Here is a 20,249-nt window from a genome sequence, read left to right on the forward strand (position 1 = left end):
TGGGGAGTGAAGAAATGTTTTATTTATTCTTAGATGTACTAAGATCACAAACTACAAAAGAAGAATTTACTGAAATAGTTACTATGACAGATGATGATATTAAGTTTAATAGAGTTCATTTTGGAAAGACAACTAACTTAAAACAATATATTAGAATTTGTACTTCATGTACTAAGGCGTTTTCAAGAACGGTAACAAAGAGTATGAAAGAGATATTAGATTCACTAGATAGAATAGTTGATGCAACTTTTGAAAGAAGCGATAAAGGAACCTATAAATCATTGGGAGAGATATTATCAGAAGAAGTTAAAAAAGCAAGAAATCAGGAGGGGAATTATGCAAAGCATATTAATTAAAAAGCTAATAATTAAGAACTTTAAAGGCATAAAAGCGTTGGAAGTTGATTTTGGAAATATAACTAATATTTTAGGCGGAAATGCTACTGGAAAGACAACAATATTTGATAGCTTTTGTTGGTTGCTATTTGGAAAGGATAGTAAGGATAGAAAAGACTTTGAGATAAAAACATTAGATTCTAATGGACAAGCAATACATGGATTAGAACATAGTGTGACTGGAATCTTAGAAGTAAATGGAGAAGAAATAGAACTTCAAAGAATACTAATGGAAAAATGGACAAAGAAAAAAGGACTTGCAGATAAAGTTTTCTCAGGTCATGAAACAACTTACTATATCAATCAAGTCCCAGCCAAACAAAAAGAATATAACGAAAAGGTAGATAATATCTTGGCGGATAAAACCTTTAAGTTAATTTCTAATCTACTCTATTTTAACAGCATAGAGTGGAAAAAGCAAAGGAAAATATTATTAGAAATCATTGGAGATATCGAGCAAAGTAACGTAATTAACTACAAAAAAGAATTAAAACCATTAGAGCAGTTATTATCAAATAATACACCGCTTGAGGACTTCAGGAAGAAAGTAAAAGCTCAAATATCTAAATATAACAAGGATAAAGAGTCAATTCCTTTTAGAATTGATGAATGTAATAACTCAATAGTAGAAGATGATTTTAAAATTTTAGAGTCTAGAAGAACAACAATTCAAGGAGGAATAAATGCTTTAGCTAAACAAATAGCTGCAGGTGATAATAGCTCTGAAAGAATGAAATTAGAAAAGGAATTAGCGGACTTGAAGCTTGAATATAGCACTAAGTATATAAAAGCTAAACAAAGCGTAAATGAACCACTAGATGAATTAAATATAAGTATCTCAGATAAAAAGTATGAAATAAGTGGTCTGGAACATAATATTCAAATTTTAAATAGAGATAAGTCAGATGTTGAGGTAGCAATAAAAAATGCTGATTCAGCTATTATAAAACATAAAGAGAAACAGCAATCTTTGAGAGAAGAGTGGAAACAGGAGTTTAGCACAATATTTGAATTTGATGAAGATGAGAAGTTTTGTCCAACTTGCCATAGAGAATATGAAAGTGAACAGATAGAAGATATTAGAGATAATGCAGAGAGATACTTTGATGAGGTAAAGACAAAGAAGCTTAATTCAATAAACAAACAAGGTAAAGAGCTCGGAGAAAAGATAAAAGAACTTGAAGCTTTAATTGAAGATAATAATTTAAAAATAGCAAATTATACAGAAAAGCTAGATGAATATGGCTTGAAGATAACTCAACTTAAAACTGAATTAGAACAGCTAGAGATTCAGAAACAAGACCTAAATACTAATAAGACAATAACATTTGAGGGTGAACAAGAGTTGGTCCAAGCCATAAATGAATTAAAAAGCAGAATTCAAGAATTTAAACTAACTGATACTACAGAACTTACAAACAGAAAATTAAACCTAGAAAAAGAACTGGAGAATATCAATAAAAGGCTCGGACAGATAGAGATTAATAAAACTCTTAGGAATAGAATTCAAGAGCTCCAGGAGGAAGAAAGAAATATAGCAAATGAAATTGCAAAACTAGAAGGATATGACTTCCTATGTGAAGAGTTCATAAGAACTAAGGTTGAACTACTAGAGGAAAGAATAAATTCTAAATTTAAAACAGTAAGATTTAAATTATTTGAGCAACAAATAAATGGAGGACTCAATGAATGCTGTGAAGCTTTAATCGATGGAGTACCATTTTCAAATGCAAATACAGCAAGTCAGATAAATGCAGGAATAGAGATTATAAATACACTATCAGAATTTTATGGAGTAACGGCTCCGATATTTATTGACAATAGAGAAAGTGTTAATGAGATAGTTCCAACAGAGAGCCAATTAATTAACTTAATAGTAAGTAAAGATAAGAAATTAAAAATAGAGAATGAAAAAGAGCAGGAAGTTGCTTAATGAACTCAATTGAAAAATCAAAAATATTTATTAAATATGGAGCGTGAATAAAAATGAATGATAGATTATTAGCAATATTAGATTATTTATCTGACTTTAATACAGAAAAGTCTAAGTGTATGACCACACCTGAGGAAAGAAAAAAGCAGAAAGAAAAAGCTGCAGAGATTTACAAGATTCTAGTAAATGAAATAGTAGATTTATTCGTAGATTCAAGAGTTATAGAGGAAACTACAAAAGCCAATGAGGATAACAAAATGAAGGAAAATAGTTTTGAAGAATTTTTTAAAGTATTTTCAGATAATCCAGGTATAAAGGTAACAATTGTACATGATCTTATAAAACCTAAATGGGCACTCCAAGAAGTTAGTATGAGTGATGTTATGTATGCACTAGGCTATAACCTTGATTCTCAAGATATAAATAAAGTATTGAAAGAAGCAAGATTTTATATAAAGGAGGAAAAGTAAATGGCTGAAACAGGATTAGTTTTAAGTAAAGAAGATGCATTTAATAATGTTATGGCTAAGATAGCCGCACTAGAAAAAAATAATGGTATTAAGTTACCTAAGAATTATTCAGCAGAAAATGCAATTAATTCAGCTTGGTTGATGCTTCAGGAAGTAGTAGATAAAGAGAAAAAGCCGGCACTTGAAGTATGTACAAAAACTTCAATAGTTGAAGCTTTATATAATATGGTATTGCAAGGATTAAGCCCTTCCAAAAGACAATGTTATTTTATAGTACACGGTAGCAAATTAACTCTTATGAAAAGCTATATGGGAAGTATAGTTGCAACAAAAAGATTAAGTGGAATAAAAGATGTAAAAGCCTTTGTGATATATGAAGGTGATGTATTTGAAACAGTATTCAATAATGAAACATATACTATTGAATTTAACTATCAGCCAAAGTTTGAAAATATAAATTCAAATAAGATAAAAGGTGCATTTGCATTGATAATAGGTGATGATAATAAGTTACTTCATACTGAGATAATGACAATAGATCAAATAAGAAAGTCATGGGGTATGGGTATAGCTTATAAAAGCGGAAAATCAAATACACATAATGACTTTGGAGAAGAGATGGCGAAGAAGAGCGTTATAAATAGGGCTTGTAAGAGATTTTATAATACCTCAGATGACAGTGATGTATTAATAGAAAGCTTAAATAACACAGATGAAGATTATGCTGAAGCAGATATTATTGAAAATACTAAAGAACAGGTACATGAAGAAATTAAAGCTAATGCAAACCAAGAAGTAATAGATGTAGATCCAAAGCAAGTAACAGAAATTGATAAAAACAATAACGAAAATCCAATTCAAAAAGATTTAAATAATAAGAAAATTGAAAAAGCAGAACAGCAAGTGATGTGTGAATTTTAATGATTAAGGTATTAGCATCAGGAAGCACAGGAAACTCTTATATCATTCAGGCAGAAGAAGAAATTCTTTTGCTTGAATGTGGCATAAACTTTAAAGAAATTAAACAAGGATTGGATTTTGATTTAAGTAAAGTAAAAGGTTGCTTGATTACGCATGAGCATAAAGATCATTCAAAAGCTATAAAGGATGTATTGGCTGCTGGAATAGATATTTATATGAGTAAAGGTACAGCAGCAGGTATTAATTTAGAGGATGAGAGATATAGCTATAGGTTCAATTATTTAAGGCATAAAATACCTAAACATATAGGAGGTTTTACTATAATTCCATTTAGTGTAGAGCATGATGTAAATGAGCCGCTAGGATTTTTAATATATCATCCTAAAATAGGTAAGATTGTTTTTGCAACAGATACGTATTATTTAAAACCAGTATTTAAGAATGCAAATCATATTTTAATAGAATGTAATTATGCAGAAGATATATTACCTCAATTGCCTGCGTGGAGGGCTAGAACTATTAAAAGCCATATGAGCTTGGAGACGTTGAAAGAAACGCTAAAATCGTGGGAATTAGGCAATACAAAAGATATAACACTAATTCATATAAGCAATGATAATGGAGATCCTGAAAGGTTTAAAGAAGAAATAGAGAACCTTATAGGCATTAAAACATATATAGCGGAACCGGGCTTAATAATTAATTAAAAGGAATAAATAAAGGCGGGTGGGCTTATGGCAAGACCAGTAAAAGAAGGCTTATCTTACTTTCCTTTTGATGTGGATTTTTTCTCAGATAGAAAAATTAAAATATTGAAATCAAGATACGGAGCAGATGGGATTACATTATACATGTATCTCTTATGCGAAGTATATAAAAGTAACGGATACTATTTAGAAACTGATGATGATTTTTTATATATCATATCAGATGATCTTAATATGAGTTATGAGAAGATTAGGCAGATTATGAACTTCTTACTTGAACGGTCACTGTTTGACGATACACTTTTCAAGTCGGACAAGGTCTTAACCTCCATCGGAATACAGCGCAGATTTCAAGAAGCTATTAAATCTAGAGCTTCTAAAAGGGCTGTGGAAATAACAAAGTTTTGGCTTTTAGAAAAAAATGAGACTCAAAGCTTTATTAAAGTGAGCCCAAATCCAAATAAATCTGAGAATAACTCGAATAAATCCGAGAATAACTCAAGTAAATCTGAGATTAATGACACAAAGAAAAGTAAAGTAAATAAAAATAAAGTAAAAGAAAGTAAAGTAGATAATAATATATTCTTCGTTTATGAGAATTGTGGTTTTGGTACGATTAATAATTTTACAAAAGAACAACTAGAAGTATTGGTAAATGACTTTAGTTTTGAGTGGACTAAAGAAGCTCTTGAAATAGCAACTACTAATGGAGCTAGAAATTTAAAATATGTTCAACGTGTTTTAGAGAATTGGAGAGATAAAGGAAAAAACTATATTCCTACTTACAGTAAAGATAACGTCAAGGTTTTAAAGTTTAACAACTTTGAGCCTAGGGAATATGACTATGACAAATTAGAGAAAAGGTTATTGGGGTGGGATGATGATTGATAAAAATGATATTATTCCAGGTCAAGTAAGTATATTTGATTTAGAATTTGTAAAACCACAAGAACCTAGAGAAAAGTTAAAGCCAGTATCTATAATCAAATCTAAGGGAAATGACAATAAGTTTGCTGAGATTATTAACTTATACAGTTCTGTTGCAGTAAGAATAGTTAAACAAGTATGTGGAGCTTTGCTAGTAGAACTTGAGGATAAAACATTATATTTTAATCCAGGTGGAATACAGGAATTAGAGTTAAAGAAAGACATGGAATTAATGCCGGCAGATGAAATTCTAGTTGTAAATAAGGATAAAGAGATTAATAGTATGCAGCTTAAAAAGTTAGAGGACATGCATGTAAATCAATATATTAAGCGTAAAGGTGATGCCAATATAATCATAACATTTTCTGGGAAAACAATTGTTATAAATCAACGTGGTTGGGTATTAGAATACCAACAGAAACCTAGATATCACGATAATGAACTATTTATCACAGAAATGGCTAATAAAAGTACGGATTTTGCTAACAATGTTACGGAAATATATAGAAATATTACAAAAAGTGTGAACGAAGATACTGAATTTAAGAACGATGAAAATGAATTAGGAAATCTACAGATTGGTGATAAAGTTGAGTTTAATTACGATGGTCATCAGATAGGAAATATAACTAGCATTTACAACAATGGTGAAACGGTAAATGTAGTTTGGAACCATAAACATACAGCCTTTTATTACAAGTGCGTTAAGAAAATATCTTAGAAATGGGGGATAAAAATGACACCGCAAGAATGGAGAGAGAAAACAGTAAGGGATATTGAGTTAAAAAGAAAGAAGAAATTAGAAGGACAAAAACAAGCTAAAAACTTTAGTTTTGAAAGTATGATGAGAGTCCAAAGGAGGTTGAATAAATAATGAATAACGCATTAGAAATGCATAAGATTTTTGAGAAGTATTATGAATTATCAAGTATTGAGTGGAGAAAAACAATTGTTGGATATGAGCCACTTGATAAAAGCATAGAGCTTCCTAACGGAGCAGATAGGAAAACTGCTATTAAAATTTCGTTTAAGAATAAAGATTGGATAAGAGTTTATAGGATAGGAAATAAAGTTGAGTGGTACTAAGCAAAGGAGAATTTTATGGCTATTACAAAGTATAAATCAAGGAAAGTAACAGTAGACGGATATACATTTGATTCAATAGATGAGAGTAGATATTATCGGGCATTACTAATAAGAAGAGCTAACGATGAGATTTTAAATTTTGAGATGCAACCTAAGTTTGTATTGATACCTGGTTTTAAGAAACAAGGAAAGACTTTTAAGGCTATGACTTATACACCAGATTTTTTAATATACCACATCGATGGATCAGAAGAGTTAATAGATATTAAGGGATTTTCAACGCAGCAGGGAGAATTAAGGTACAAGCTATTTAATTATTTCTATAAAGATAAGAAATTAACTTGGCTAGCAAGAAATCTAAAGTACGGTGATAAATACGGATTTGTTGATTACTTTGAATTAAAAAAGATTAGAGCAAAAAATAAGAAATCTAAGGAGGCTTAGAAAATGTTTAAAATATCGATAATAGATCAAGATTCAGGAGAAATGGTAGAAGATATTAATGCATCAGAATATAACGTCCAATGGACACATCATGATGATGCAGGTAGAATACATCATTCAATAGCATTAAACAACGCAAAGTATGGAGAGAAATGTTGGATAAAGAATTATGCTTATGCGCCTATAGCAATGAGGCTAGTTTCTAAATTTGAAGAGTTAGAAGGGGTAATAGTTGAGGAAATACTTTTCATTGAAGATATGGAATGGGAACCAGGAGGAGCCAAATATAACTGGAAAGCAAGGATTAAAAGAGCAAATAAAGATCTTACTGAATACTTGGGATATAAGTATATTATAGAGACCAGAAACTACTATACATCTCATATGGATATAGAAAGATTGATACTCCTAATTTATCATGAGTTACTTCATATCGATATTTCAGATGATAGTATAAGAAAACATAATATTGAAGATTGGAGCAATATAGTTGCAACTTTTGGTAGAGAGTGGTCTGACACAAAATCAACATTAAAAAACATATTGGACGATGATTTTGAAGAATGGGAAAAGTTATTAAGAACTGAGAAACAAATTAGCTTATTTGATAACTTGGGAGTAATTGATTTTAAGTCCATAGCAAGATAGATTTTATGAGTTGATTGTATAGTTATCTAAATAGCTGTACAAGTCAACTCAATATAGCATAGAAAGGAGAAAGAATATGGGAAATTATGAAGCTATAGCTTATGCGGTGGTTGCATTATTTGAATTGCAAAGCGAGGGGAAAGAAGTAACGCCACTAAAGCTTAAAGCAAGAATGTTGTCACTTATGGATATGAATAAAGAATCTATGACATATAAAAAGGCACAAGAAAAAGGATTAATATAGCATTTGCAAATAATTATAGATAAATAAAAAGAGAGCTTTCGCTCCCACAACCTACACTCATTATATTTGATTTTGAAGATAATATCAATAATATTCAAGGAGGGGGAAAGCATGGATAAAGAGCATTTTAAAGAAACAGAAAATAGGATTTATAGTTATTATAAAAAAGATAAGCTTATAAAGTCATTAAATACTAGGTTAAAGATTTTAAATAATCAAATAGATAAAATTAGAGAAGATTTAAAATCATGTAATGTAAGTATAGAGCCAAATATAAAAGTGATATCTTATGAAGAACATGTACAAAGTTCATGTAAGTGTACAAGTTATGCTGAAAGAGAAATTGTTAAAGTTACAGAATATAAAATTGAGAGATTAAATGATAAAGAATTTGAAAAGGAAAAAGTACTTGAACAAATAGATCAAATAGAATTAGATTATAGATTTATTGGTGATGCAATAGAACTCATAAAAGGAGAAGCTCAACAATTATTAGAGCTAAAATATAAGAAGGGATATAGTGAACAAAAGATCGGATATATACTTCACTTGACTCAATCTCAAATTAATAAAAAGAAGTGGAAGTTGATTGGGTTAATAGCAGACTTTGATCATTGGGGAAGAGTTATATGATATTTTAGACTAGACCGATAAATTGGATGAAGTGCCAGCATAAAGAAATAATATAAATATTCGAAAGAATATAATATATGATGGATTTAAAATAATTCACAATGATAAAAATAAGGGAGATAAATTATGGAATACTACGTTAGCATAATGAATAGTATAATGGCTTCAAAATATTATAACATTTTTTATGTAATATTATTAGTATTAATAATATTTCAAGGGAAAATATCAAGTCTGTATGTAATTAAAGTAATGAATAAAATTTTTACATCAAAATATCAATTAGTAAATGAGGTTAAATGTGAATTTATTGACAAAAATAAATTGGAGAATTTGTTAAACGAGTATTATAATTATTATATAAAGGCACACACATATCTTACATTAGTAATTGCATCTTTGCCACAAGCAATTTCATTATTCATGCCTGAAAAAATTGATAGAATAAATTTAAATATATTTATGTTAACATTAGTTATTTCTGTAATAGAATATCGTGATAATTTACGAACAGCAAAAGAGATAGATAAGAAAGTTGACAAAGAAATACATACACAAATAGAAATTTTTAATGAACTTGATGTTATGGTTATGGAAGATAGAATCAAAGATTTTTTAAAAAGAAATTGACAAAACAAATGTTGACAGAAAGAATAAAAGAAAATAATATCTTTCAAGATAATAATAACTTTAAAATTTTTATCTATTTTAATGAACGATTTTAGATTAAAAGTGTCACATTAAACTAAAGTGTGATACTTTTTATTATAAATAAAGAATATTTGTTTTTATGGAATAATTTTCGAATAAAAGTAGAATTATTCTTTAAAATTGAAATGATAAAATTGTATTATAGGAAGTTTTAAAGATTTTATAAATTTTCAATACCACCCTATTTTAAAAAGAGGCTTAGCATAATACGAGTCTTTTTTATGATATTTAAGAGGTAGTGTTAAGTTCGTATTTAATAAAATAAATGTTTTATTTGCTATATTTTGGGACATTTTGTATAATTACATAAAAGAGGTGGATAATGAGTAAAAAATATAATAATGTGCTTTTAAAAATGTTTGATTTGAATAATCATAATAAATATTTAGAGTTGAAAGAAGATATAAAAGAAATTGTAAAACAAAATAAAAGATATGCAAATAAAAATTATATAAATATGGAACTTGAAAGAGCTAAAATGATAATAGAAGATAAAAAAACGCCATATGTATCAATTCTTATAGGGATTTTTGCTGCAATCTTACCAATTCTAGTTTCTTCAGCAATAGATATATGTAGCAAAACTAGCGATCAAACAGTATATGTTGCTAAATTACAAAATATTTTGAGTAATACTTTTCAAATATCATTAATAAATAATAGCAATTTGATGGATAAGAATAATGTCATTAAAATAGTGTTTAGTGTTTATTGTTTAGTTGTTCTTTTTGTTTTTAGCTTTCTTCTTATAAGAAAAGAAAAAGAATTTGAATGTTATAGTATTTATATTAGTGTATTGGAAGAACTTATAAGGGGAGATGACATTTTGAGTGAAAATATTAAGGATAATCAATCTACAAGTGATTATTCAGAAAATTCATTTTTGAAAAAATATAAAAAGATAATAATTGTTTCAGCATTAATAGCCTTTGTACTAGTACCAATCGTAATTCAATATTTAATTATAAATAATAATTTCTTTTCAAAAGCTACTAATGATGGATGGGCCTCTTTTTTTGGAAGCTATTTAGGTGGCATATTTGGTGGTATTGGTACACTTGTTGCTGTTGTGATTACCACTAGACAAGCAAGAAAACACCAAGAAGAAAATTTGAGGGAAACACGAAGGATACAAGACGAAAATAACCAATATATACATACGAAAGATTATCTTGAGGATGTAAAAAGAAACAAGCCTTTGTTGATCTTTAATGAAAGAGATCTTAGTACTATATATCCTTTGGAATATAGGTTAGCCATTGGAAAAGTTAATATAAATCATGTTGAATTATTTGAAATACAAAATGTAGGTTTAGGAATAGCCACAGATATTTGCATTTATTTTGAACTATGTGACGGAAGAAATAATGAAGTAATATATAAAAACATATTTACTAAAGATAAGATTATTAAAAATTATTCTACATTCACGCCAGAGTTTTTTGATGAAAATATAGAAGGGAAAATAAGAGAAATTAAAATAAAATATAAGGATATTTTTGGAAATAATTATACAACATTTTATTCAATAGAAGAATATACTACGGAAGGGGTTCACTATCTTAAAGTTGGACAAGTAAAGTTAGAGCAAAAGTTAATTAAGGTTGGTTAAAATAAAAGATATTAAAGATTATGTATATTTAAGAATTGCAAAGAACTCTTATGAGTTCTTTTTTATTTTATAATAATAAGATATAACATTCAGAAAGAAAATTTGTCACATAAGTAGTAAGAAGAAAATAGAAATTAATATGAAATTGTGTAAAAAAGAAGCAAAATTGCTCGGGCTCTAAATTAGCGTGAAAATTGCAAAAGGCATTGTAAATTTGTTGAGTTATTCTATATTTCCTTTAACTATAAAGAGTTAAAAAAGTGTTTTACAAACGATGAAAGGAGAAGATAACACATGACAACAGTAGTTAATATAAATATAAGTGAAATTATTCAATATGAAAATAATCCAAGAAATAATGATGCTGCAGTAGATAAGGTTGCAGAAAGTATTAAAGAATTTGGATTTAAGGTTCCAATAATAGTGGACAAGGATAATATTATTATTGCAGGCCATACAAGATATAAAGCGGCTGTAAAATTAGGATTAGAAATTGTTCCAGTAATAAAAGCTGATGATCTTACTGAACAGCAAGTTAAAGCTTTCAGGATAATGGATAATAAATCTTCAGAGTTTGCAACATGGAATTATGAAGCACTTTTAAAAGAAATGGAATCATTAAAACTTGAAGACTATGATTTAGAGCTTACTGGGTTTGATTTAAGTGAATTTGAAAAGTTAGAGGATGAATACAATCCTAAAGAGATCCAGGAAGATGAAGAGTTTGATATTGAAGAGCAGTTGGAGAATATAGAGGAGCCTAAAAGTAAAAAAGGAGATATATGGCTGCTAGGTAAAAACAGATTAATGTGTGGTGATAGTACAGTAAAAGAAGATATAGAAAAATTGATGAATGGAGAAAAAGCAAAACTTGTATTTACGGATCCGCCTTACAATGTAAACTATGAAGGTGCAACAGCCGATAAACTTACTATAGAAAATGATAATATGTCACAGAATGAATTTTATGAGTTCCTATCTAAAGTATTCAATAATTATTATGAGAATATGGAAGAAGGAGCTCCTATTTATGTTTGTCATGCAGATAGTGAAGGTGAAAACTTCAGGAGAACATTTAGAGAAGCAGGCATTAAATTAGCTCAATGCATTATTTGGGTTAAAAATGCTTTTGTTATGGGAAGGCAAGATTATCAATGGAAGCATGAACCTATTCTTTATGGATGGAAGGAAGGCAAAGCCCACTACTTTGTTGATGATAGGACACAAGATACAGTTTGGGAAATACCTAAACCAACTAGAAATGCTGAACATCCTACAATGAAACCTTTAGCATTATGTGCTAGGGCAATAAAAAATAGTAGTAAGCCAAATGATTTAGTTATAGATTTATTTGGTGGAAGTGGATCTACTTTAATGGCCGCTACAGAGCTAAATAGAGTATGCTACACCATGGAAGTTGATAAAAAATATGCTGATGTTATTGTTTTTAGGTATATAAACAAATATGGATCAGATGAAGTTTATTTATTAAGAGATGGTGAGAAAATACCTTATTCAGAAGTTTGATTAGTTTAATAAAAATGACTTGCAATTAATGCGTTTCAGAGTGATTAATGTACTAACGAAAGAACACGGAGGTATTGAATATGAAAGCATTATTTGGAAATAAGGTATTAAACTTAAAGGAATTAAAAGGATTAAAGAAAAAAGCAAATGAAAGGGAAATAAGAGATATAGAGTATCAAGTAACAAAAGAAATTGAATTAACTGATAAAGGATACAAAGAATTTATAGAGAACCTCACTAAGGATCAACCTTGGATAACAGAAGATGATGGAGGTATAAATGAGAAAGGAGAATTTTTATGTATAAGAATAAAAAAGGCTAAGAATAAAAAAGGAATATTAGTAAACTCAGAAGGATATACATATCCAAGATATGTTGCAATAGAGAGTTAGGATAAGCTCAATTAAAGGGCTTTTTTGTTTTCTAAGAAAACTCCTAAGGGAGTGAAAATGTGAAAGGAAAAGATATATTTGATGAAAAGAAGTTAGATGAAGCCAAAGAATTATCTAAAGAAGGATATACTGAGGCTGAATTAGCTAAAAAGCTAAATATAAGTGTTGGAACTCTAAATGAATGGAAAAATACTTATCCAGAGCTCATGAAAATTATAGAAGAGAATAATGAGTATTATGAGGATAAGGTTGAGCAGGCGCTAATTAAAAGAGCTTTAGGATATGAATATGAAGAGACTGAGATAGTGGCTAGTAAGGATGGAAAGACTTCAAGAGTAAAGAAGATTAAGAAGGAAGTTCCACCAGATACTAATGCCATTATTTTTTGGTTAAAAAATAGGAATCCAAGGAAGTGGCGTAATTACAAAACGAACTTTAATTAATTTATTACCTATTTTACATATATTAATTAAAATTGACAAAAATTATGTAAAGTGTAAAATTAAATTATATATGTTTAGGGGGAGATAATAATGAAAAACTTTAAATTAAAAAAACTAGTGGTCAGTTTATTAATAACAGCTTCAGCATTGGCTATAAGTCCAGTAGCTGCTAGCGCAGAGTGGAAACATGATAATGTAGGCTGGTGGTATGCTGATGGTAACTCGTGGTATACTGGATGGAAGAAAATGGATACAAAGTGGTATTACTTTCAGAATAATGGATACATGGCTCATGATCGTTATGTTAACGGATATTATTTGAATAGTGAAGGATATTGGGATATATATTCACTTCCGTCTACAGTAGGTACAACATTGCAAGGAGTATCAGTGAAATATCCTTCAACTTGGAAACAAGTAAATGTGAATGGGGTTACTGCTTATGGTTTGGATAATAAAGGGACAAATGTAATTGCAGCAACATTAAATATGCAAGGTCTTACGCGTAAAGATTATTTAGATGCAAATATTGAAGGTATAAAGAAAATTTTAGGTATTAACCAAGTTAATGCTTCAACACAAATAATTAATGGCAAAACAGTAGATATATTAGATTATGAATATAAAAGTGAATCAAATCTTCTAATACAAATGCATCAAGTGATTTTTTACAATAATGATAAAGCATATATATTCTCTCTTACTAGAGCGAAGGATACTTCAAGTGCAGATAATATGGATTCTTTCAATGAGGTGTTAAAAACTGTTACATTCGAATAAATTTCTTATTTTTACAATTGAATTATAATTATTTAGAGTAAATACTATAAAAAGAGTGTCAGAAAATGATGCTCTTTTTTATTTTGGGATAATTAAAATAAGAAGATAAAGTGAAGCGAGGTGGTGAACGTGAGGAATGGCTAGAGCACCAAATGAAAAACAAATAGTGGCTAAGAAATTATTTGATAGAGGATTCAAACTAATAGACATATCGAAGGAGTTAGATGTTCCAGAAGGCACTATTAGAAGTTGGAAAAATAGAGGCAATTGGGATGGGAAAAATAATGCAACGTTGCAAAAAACAGAAAGTAAAAAACGCAACGTTGCAAAGAATAATGATGTAAATAAAAAAGGTAATATCAATAAAACTAAGGCTATTAGCAGTAATAAAAATAGTTTGATTTACAAAACGCAATCTAGAATGGCTCGACCAGGAAATAAGAATGCAGAAGTTCATGGATTTTTTTCAAAGTATTTACCTAAAGATACTCTAGAAATTATCAAGGCTATTAGTGAAAAAGATCCACTAGATATTCTATGGGAGAATATTCAGATTCAATATGCGGCAATACTAAGAGCTCAAAATATTATGTATGTTGAAAGTAAAGATGAAATGATTAAAGAAATTAAAAAGAAAAAAGAAGCTTACTCTGACAATGGCGAAATTAATGAAATAGAGTATGAATTTCAATTTGCTTGGGATAGACAAGCCACGTTTCTTAATGCTCAAAGTAGAGCCATGGCTGAACTTAGAGGTCAGATTAAACAGTATGATGAAATGCTACATAAGAATTGGAATATGGCTACTGAAGAACAGAAGCTTAGGATTAATAAGCTAAAAGCTGATATAGAAAACTCTGGCGGTAATAATAAAACTGATGAAGCTAAGTTATGGGCAAATACAATACAAGAAATAGCAGCAAAGAGACGTGATAATAATGGATAAATCATTAATAACTTTACTAGATACATATTGGGATAATCCGGTGTGGTTCGCAGAGGATATGATGAATTTTCATGCTGACAAATGGCAAAGTGATGTCCTAATGGCTTTGGCTCAAAGTCCTAAAGTAAGTGTGCGTTCTGGCCAAGGTGTAGGAAAAACTGGATTAGAGAGTATAGTTGTTACTTGGTATTTATGTACTAGGCCATTTCCTAAAGTTATTGCAACAGCTCCAACTAGACAGCAGCTTTATGATGTACTATGGGCTGAAATATCTAAGTGGTTAGCCAGTAGTAAAATAGAGAATCTATTAGAATGGACCAAAACCAAAATCTATATGAAAGGCTATAGTGAACGTTGGTGGGCTACTGCTAAGACTGCTACTAGACCTGAGAATATGCAAGGTTTCCATGAAGATTATATGTTGTTTGTAGTTGATGAAGCATCTGGTGTAGCTGATCCTATCATGGAGGCTATATTGGGAACATTAACAGGATATGAAAATAAGCTGCTTATGTGTGGTAACCCAACAAGAACATCTGGAACTTTTTATGATAGCCATAATAGAGATAGAGATTTATATAAAACATTTAAAGTATCATCACTGGAGAGTCCAAGAACTAGTAAAGATAATATAGAAATGCTAAAAAGAAAATATCATGAAGGTTCTGATGTGTGGAGAGTCAGAGTTGAGGGTGAGTTTCCTAAAGGAGAAAGTGATTCTCTTATTAGTCTTGAGTATGCAGAGACAGCTACAATAACAAAGATTAATAATATTCATAATAACTTTACTCTACATATAGGCGCCGATATAGCTAGATTTGGTAATGATGAATCAGTTATAGCTCCTAGAATAGGCAATAAAGTATTTGATTTATTGACATACACTAAAAAAGATACCATGGAGACTACAGGTAATATATTAAGGGCCACAGATAAATTCAAGAATGAGTATAAACATATTAACAAAGTAAAAATAAGAGTTGATGATGATGGTCTTGGTGGAGGTGTAACTGATAGATTAAAGGAAGTCATAAGACAAGAAGGATTAGGATATGAAGTAATGCCAATCAAGAATGGATCTAAAGCTAATGATGAAGAGCATTATTCTGATAAATCAGCCGAGATGTGGGGAAATATGAGAGATATCCTTGAAGAGAATTTTACTAACTTTGTACAAGGTAAAGAATCCACAATAGAACTACCGAATAATGATAAGCTCATTAAACAGCTATCTAACAGAAAGTTCAGAATAGATTCTAAGGGAAGGATAGATCTTGAGAAGAAAGAGGAAATGAAAAAGAGAATAGGAGAATCACCAGACTTAGCAGACGCTGTTATATATTCGTTTGCTGAGAATGGAATTAGTGATTTATCTTTACTGAAAGGAGGGCGAATATGGGGTTAAAATCATTTATTAGTAGTTTCTTTAAGAAGAAACCTAGTGGAGAAATGATGAGGTCAGAAGGTGGTTCTTATTGTGGAGTTTATTCTTTAAATTCAAGCAAAGTTAACTATGAAGTGGCTAGGCAGCTCTACAATAATACAAAAGATGATTATAAATTGGGAAGCTCATTTGTAAAACCTATTATAAATAGTGCAGTAGGGTTTATGGGAGTACCACATTTTATTACAGAAGATGAAAATGCACAGCCAATATTAGATGACTTTATACTAGATAATACTTCAAAAATGTTAAGGACCCATAGCAATGCTTTAAAACTAGGAGATTGTTATATATGGATTACCAGAGAGGAAAAAGAAAATCCTTTGTATCCAGATAAACCAGTAATGCTAATGTACAATATAATTCCCCCTGAAGAAGTAGATGATATAATTTTAGATTCAACAACTAAAGAACCTATAGCCTATGTCTTAAAAAGTGAGCAAGAATGGACAGATTTAGAGGGAAATAAAAAGAAAGCTAAGATTAGACAAGTTATAACTGCAGAAAAGAGAATCATTGAGGTTGATGGGGATATTCCAGAAGGAATGGAACCAGGTGAAACACAAAATCCATGGGGCTTTGTTCCCATAGTACATTTTAAGAATGAACCGGATGAAACAATGAAGTTTGGGCAGTCAGATATTGAACCTATAGAGCCACTTTTAAAAGCTTACCATGATGTTATGATGCATGCACTTAAAGGAAGTAAAATGCATAGCACACCTAAGCTTAAAATAAAGCTTAAAGATGTAGCAGGATTTTTAAGAAATAACTTTGGTGTAGAGGATCCAGTAAAATTTGCAAAAGATGGAGGTAAAGTAAATCTTGATGGCCATGAAATATTATTTTTAACCGAAGGAGAGGATGCTTCATTTGTAGAGGTTAATAGCGCTACAGGAGATGCACAAATATTATTAAAACTTTTATTCTACTGTATAGTAGATGTATCAGAAACACCAGAATTTATATTTGGAGTTCATACTCCAAGTGCATTAGCTAGTGTAAAGGAACAAATGCCAATAATGGTTAATAAAATAAGGCGCAAGAGAGAGCAGTTTACAGAACAGTGGCAAACACTAGCCAGAATGATTTTAATTATGTCTGCTAAATCTGTAGGAGTTAATTTTACTTCGTATAGTGTTACTTTGGGATGGGATGAAGTTAATTCTAAGGATGATAAAGAACTTGCTGAGACTCTTGAAAAAGTATGTAATGCCTTAGATAAAGCTTTAGCAGGCAACTTTATTAGTGAAGAAGCAGCTGTGAACTTTTTATCTAAATATATTGATACAATGAGTGACTACATAAGCGATGATCCAGAGATAGTAGGAGAAAGAGAAAAGATAATAAAGACTAAGATGCTTAGATATAGGCTTGATGATGCTGGAGGATTGGAGGATGAGAAGGATGACATAGAAAATGAAATAGGTAAGGTTGATAAAGATGAGTAAAGAAATTGATGAATTAAAATCAATAGCTGGAGATTATAAAACATGGGCGTTACAAGCTAGAAAAAAGTTTATAGATTTAAGACTAAGGCAAGATATAGAAATTAGAGACCTATATATAAAGCTTACTAGAAATATATCTAAAGAATTAAAAAAGGGAGGACTTTCTCCTATAAGTAAGAAAAAGTTACAGCAGATATATAATGCTTTAAAAAAAGCTGAGGATAATTTAAATGGTCAACTCACCATTAATTTTGAAAAGTACACTAGAGAAAATATAGAAGCTGCTACAGGATACTCAAAAGCAATTACGATAGATGTTATAGGAAAGTCCGGCTTAAATAAAATAACTGCATCTAATATAAATAAAGTATATTTTAGAGTAAATGAAAGAGCAGTAGAAGCGATATGGAGTCGAACACAAAATAGTTTATATCTTTCAGATAGAATATGGTCCAAAGCTCAAAAGTATAGAAAGAATATGGCCGATATAATTGAAGCAGCAGTAGTAGAAGGTCAAGATTGTACTAAAACTGCAAAAGCATTAGAACAGTATGTACTAAAAGGGAAGAAAACACTAGCATCAGAATATCCAAATATGATAGCTAGAATGGGAAATAGAGTACCAAGTGATGTGAGTTACGAAGCTTTAAGACTTGCGAGAACTGAAATGACATCAGCTTTCGGTGAAGCTACTTTATCAGCAGCCAAAGTTAGTCCAAGTTGTAGAGGAGTTAAATATATACTTTCAGCATCACATCCAAAACCGGATGTATGTGATGATATTACTGGTACTGATAAACATGGATTAGGTATAGGTGTTTATCCTATAGACGATGCACCGATATATCCATTTCATCCTAATTGCTTATGTATAACAACTACAGTAAATGAAAGACCAGAAGATTTTGTTCAAAGGTTAAAGAGTTGGGATAAGGACCCAACAAGTGAGCCTAGTATTGAAAGATGGTATCAAGATGTTTATAAAAAAATGAATAATATCTAATAAGTTAGGTTGCTTAGTATAAAGTCTTATGAATTAGGGCTTTTTTTTATTTTCTGAAAGTAAGTGAAATTACTCTTAATTATGCTTTCAGATTTAATTATATGAAAGGTGGTGAAGTAAAAATGTATATTAATAAAGCAGTGGGTGAAATGTCGGAAGTTTATGGAGAAATGGATTCTGTAAGTGCTGTTATATCTCAAATAAAACCGGGTGACATTCGATTGGCGCAAGGAGTAGATTTAGACTCTATGAAGTCAATGGATAGTGATCCGTTAGAGATAGTCGTAGAAATACCAGCGACCAAAAGTAAAAGAGGTTGGAATTATACTCCTAAAAGCTTAAAAGATATTGTAGATTACACTAATGAAAATACTCTTAATGGCTTTTTGGGGCATCAAAAGGCAGAGAATATAAGTACAGAGTTTGTTCCTCCAGCTACACATTGGATAGGCGCTGAAATGAAAGATAATAAGGCTTATTTTAGAGGTCTAGTTGATGCAGATGCTACAAACTTAAAAAGGTGGATAAGAACAGGTAGGATAAAGGAAGTAAGCATATTTGGCTATCCTAAACTAAAAAAAGGAGCTAAAGGAGAGATGGATGTAGTAGGATACAATCCATTATCTATAGACTGGACGCCGTTGCATAGACCAGGTATGCCTACAAAAATAGTAAGTATGGAAATGTCTGATGTGGAAGACCAGATAGGTGGAGAGCAACTAGATGGTACATTTGAAAAGCTTAGAGAAGATTTAACGGATGCTGCTAAAGTTTACTTTAATGCTAACAATAATGGAAGTTATGTTTGGGTAAGAAGTATTAGATACGATGACAGCACAGTTATAGTTGAGTATGAGCAGCAAAACTTGCCTACTAAGCTATATAGTATTCCATTTACTATAAACAATGATCAAGTTGTTCTAGGAGATAAGATAGAAGTTTCAGAGAAAAGAATATATGAACCTGTAACTACAGGGGAAATGAGTCAAGGAGGAAATGAAAGTATGAATTTTGCAGAGATAATGAAGAATCTTAAAGGGTTACTACAAACTGGTGAAGTAACATATTCACAAGTATTAGGAGAAATGGGTCTTACAACAGATAAAATTGCAGGAGAAATGGAGGATATTAAAGTAGCAGTTGAAGCGCAAGACACTTTAAGCAAGGTAAAAGAAGCTTTAAATGTAAGTGGCGAAATGAATATAGTAGAAGTTGCTAAAAAGGCAGGTGAAGCTATAGAGCATAGCAAGAAAGATGATCTTGCTAAAACAATTGATGAGGTTATTAATGAAAAAGTAGTTGGAGAAATGGCTCAAGGCTTGGTTAAAAAAATGCTAAAAGTAGGAGAAGGAGCAACTAAAGAAATTATAGCTGGAGAAATTGATTCTATATTAGCAGATGATTTTATAAAGAATCTAATTTCTAGTAATCATGTTGATATGCCAGCAGGAACTGCGACTCCAAGTAATGGAGATAAAACAACATCAACATTAAAAGTAAAAAGAGCAAGTATTTAATAAGAGGAGGAATGG

24 protein-coding genes are annotated in these 20,249 nt (G+C 30.3%); all 24 read left to right on the forward strand.

From position 1 onward, the window contains the following. Positions 1 to 14 precede the first annotated feature (14 nt). The 24 genes from L1S46_RS13675 (at position 15) to L1S46_RS13790 (ending at position 20,234) form a co-directional block, all read left to right on the forward strand. Positions 15 to 356, forward strand: coding sequence for a hypothetical protein (locus tag L1S46_RS13675; protein ID WP_077843421.1), 342 nt, complete (start codon positions 15 to 17; stop codon positions 354 to 356). Beyond that, positions 337 to 2,328 carry a hypothetical protein gene (locus tag L1S46_RS13680; protein ID WP_236894908.1) on the forward strand — a complete coding sequence of 664 codons (1,992 nt, stop codon included), beginning with the start codon at positions 337 to 339 and terminating at the stop codon, positions 2,326 to 2,328. The genes L1S46_RS13675 and L1S46_RS13680 overlap by 20 nt, the downstream gene beginning before the upstream one ends. 53 nt (positions 2,329 to 2,381) lie before the next feature. Further along, positions 2,382 to 2,798 (forward strand): hypothetical protein, encoded by a 417-nt coding sequence (locus L1S46_RS13685; protein ID WP_077854212.1) that lies wholly within the window; start codon positions 2,382 to 2,384, stop codon positions 2,796 to 2,798. After that, entirely contained in the window at positions 2,799 to 3,719 is a 921-nt protein-coding gene (locus L1S46_RS13690; protein ID WP_236894907.1) for a RecT family recombinase, read from the forward strand. It abuts the gene before it with no gap. Beyond that, complete coding sequence (locus L1S46_RS13695) at positions 3,719 to 4,426, forward strand: MBL fold metallo-hydrolase (RefSeq protein WP_236894905.1); 708 nt, start codon at positions 3,719 to 3,721, stop codon at positions 4,424 to 4,426. Before L1S46_RS13690 ends, L1S46_RS13695 begins: the two co-directional genes overlap by 1 nt. Before the next feature lie 27 nt (positions 4,427 to 4,453). Continuing rightward, entirely contained in the window at positions 4,454 to 5,314 is an 861-nt protein-coding gene (locus tag L1S46_RS13700; RefSeq protein ID WP_236894903.1) for a Lin1244/Lin1753 domain-containing protein, read from the forward strand. Then, the gene (locus tag L1S46_RS13705) at positions 5,307 to 6,074 is read left to right on the forward strand and encodes a hypothetical protein (protein WP_236894901.1); all 768 of its coding nucleotides are present in this window, start codon (positions 5,307 to 5,309) and stop codon (positions 6,072 to 6,074) included. Before L1S46_RS13700 ends, L1S46_RS13705 begins: the two co-directional genes overlap by 8 nt. A 15-nt stretch (positions 6,075 to 6,089) precedes the next feature. Beyond that, complete coding sequence (locus L1S46_RS13710; RefSeq protein ID WP_236894899.1) at positions 6,090 to 6,227, forward strand: transcriptional regulator; 138 nt, start codon at positions 6,090 to 6,092, stop codon at positions 6,225 to 6,227. Further along, on the forward strand, positions 6,227 to 6,439 hold the full coding sequence (locus L1S46_RS13715; protein WP_173711735.1) for a hypothetical protein: 213 nt from the start codon (positions 6,227 to 6,229) through the stop codon (positions 6,437 to 6,439). The genes L1S46_RS13710 and L1S46_RS13715 overlap by 1 nt, the downstream gene beginning before the upstream one ends. A gap of 15 nt (positions 6,440 to 6,454) precedes the next feature. After that, a complete protein-coding gene (locus L1S46_RS13720) occupies positions 6,455 to 6,883 on the forward strand; it encodes a DUF1064 domain-containing protein (RefSeq protein WP_236894897.1) in 429 nt (142 codons plus the stop codon). A 3-nt stretch (positions 6,884 to 6,886) separates the two neighbouring features. Beyond that, positions 6,887 to 7,531 (forward strand): putative metallopeptidase, encoded by a 645-nt coding sequence (locus tag L1S46_RS13725; protein ID WP_236894895.1) that lies wholly within the window; start codon positions 6,887 to 6,889, stop codon positions 7,529 to 7,531. 76 nt (positions 7,532 to 7,607) lie between these two features. After that, positions 7,608 to 7,775, forward strand: a complete 168-nt coding sequence (locus tag L1S46_RS13730) for a hypothetical protein (protein ID WP_236894893.1) — start codon at positions 7,608 to 7,610, stop codon at positions 7,773 to 7,775. 111 nt (positions 7,776 to 7,886) lie between these two features. Further along, a complete protein-coding gene (locus tag L1S46_RS13735) occupies positions 7,887 to 8,408 on the forward strand; it encodes a hypothetical protein (RefSeq protein WP_236894891.1) in 522 nt (173 codons plus the stop codon). Positions 8,409 to 8,534: 126 nt separating this feature from the next. Next, positions 8,535 to 9,038, forward strand: a complete 504-nt coding sequence (locus L1S46_RS13740; protein WP_236894890.1) for a hypothetical protein — start codon at positions 8,535 to 8,537, stop codon at positions 9,036 to 9,038. Positions 9,039 to 9,441: 403 nt separating this feature from the next. After that, complete coding sequence (locus L1S46_RS13745) at positions 9,442 to 10,731, forward strand: hypothetical protein (protein ID WP_236894889.1); 1,290 nt, start codon at positions 9,442 to 9,444, stop codon at positions 10,729 to 10,731. Positions 10,732 to 11,025: 294 nt separating this feature from the next. Continuing rightward, complete coding sequence (locus tag L1S46_RS13750) at positions 11,026 to 12,258, forward strand: DNA modification methylase (protein WP_238900265.1); 1,233 nt, start codon at positions 11,026 to 11,028, stop codon at positions 12,256 to 12,258. An 80-nt stretch (positions 12,259 to 12,338) separates the two neighbouring features. After that, complete coding sequence (locus L1S46_RS13755; protein ID WP_236894887.1) at positions 12,339 to 12,650, forward strand: hypothetical protein; 312 nt, start codon at positions 12,339 to 12,341, stop codon at positions 12,648 to 12,650. Between the two features lie 59 nt (positions 12,651 to 12,709). Continuing rightward, on the forward strand, positions 12,710 to 13,093 hold the full coding sequence (locus L1S46_RS13760) for a hypothetical protein (protein WP_236894886.1): 384 nt from the start codon (positions 12,710 to 12,712) through the stop codon (positions 13,091 to 13,093). A gap of 90 nt (positions 13,094 to 13,183) precedes the next feature. Continuing rightward, positions 13,184 to 13,873, forward strand: a complete 690-nt coding sequence (locus L1S46_RS13765; RefSeq protein ID WP_236894885.1) for a cell wall-binding protein — start codon at positions 13,184 to 13,186, stop codon at positions 13,871 to 13,873. 136 nt (positions 13,874 to 14,009) lie between these two features. Next, positions 14,010 to 14,819 carry a phage terminase small subunit gene (terS, locus tag L1S46_RS13770; protein WP_236894883.1) on the forward strand — a complete coding sequence of 270 codons (810 nt, stop codon included), beginning with the start codon at positions 14,010 to 14,012 and terminating at the stop codon, positions 14,817 to 14,819. Continuing rightward, on the forward strand, positions 14,812 to 16,224 hold the full coding sequence (locus L1S46_RS13775; protein ID WP_236894881.1) for a terminase B: 1,413 nt from the start codon (positions 14,812 to 14,814) through the stop codon (positions 16,222 to 16,224). Before terS ends, L1S46_RS13775 begins: the two co-directional genes overlap by 8 nt. Continuing rightward, positions 16,215 to 17,714 (forward strand): phage portal protein, encoded by a 1,500-nt coding sequence (locus L1S46_RS13780; protein ID WP_236894879.1) that lies wholly within the window; start codon positions 16,215 to 16,217, stop codon positions 17,712 to 17,714. The genes L1S46_RS13775 and L1S46_RS13780 overlap by 10 nt, the downstream gene beginning before the upstream one ends. After that, positions 17,707 to 18,717, forward strand: coding sequence for a hypothetical protein (locus L1S46_RS13785; RefSeq protein WP_236894877.1), 1,011 nt, complete (start codon positions 17,707 to 17,709; stop codon positions 18,715 to 18,717). The genes L1S46_RS13780 and L1S46_RS13785 overlap by 8 nt, the downstream gene beginning before the upstream one ends. 101 nt (positions 18,718 to 18,818) lie before the next feature. Beyond that, positions 18,819 to 20,234 (forward strand): hypothetical protein, encoded by a 1,416-nt coding sequence (locus tag L1S46_RS13790; RefSeq protein ID WP_336886447.1) that lies wholly within the window; start codon positions 18,819 to 18,821, stop codon positions 20,232 to 20,234. Positions 20,235 to 20,249 lie beyond the last annotated feature (15 nt).

The organism is Clostridium sp. YIM B02500, from assembly GCF_022324665.1.
In the GTDB taxonomy this organism is placed as follows: Bacteria; Bacillota; Clostridia; order Clostridiales; family Clostridiaceae; genus Clostridium; species Clostridium beijerinckii.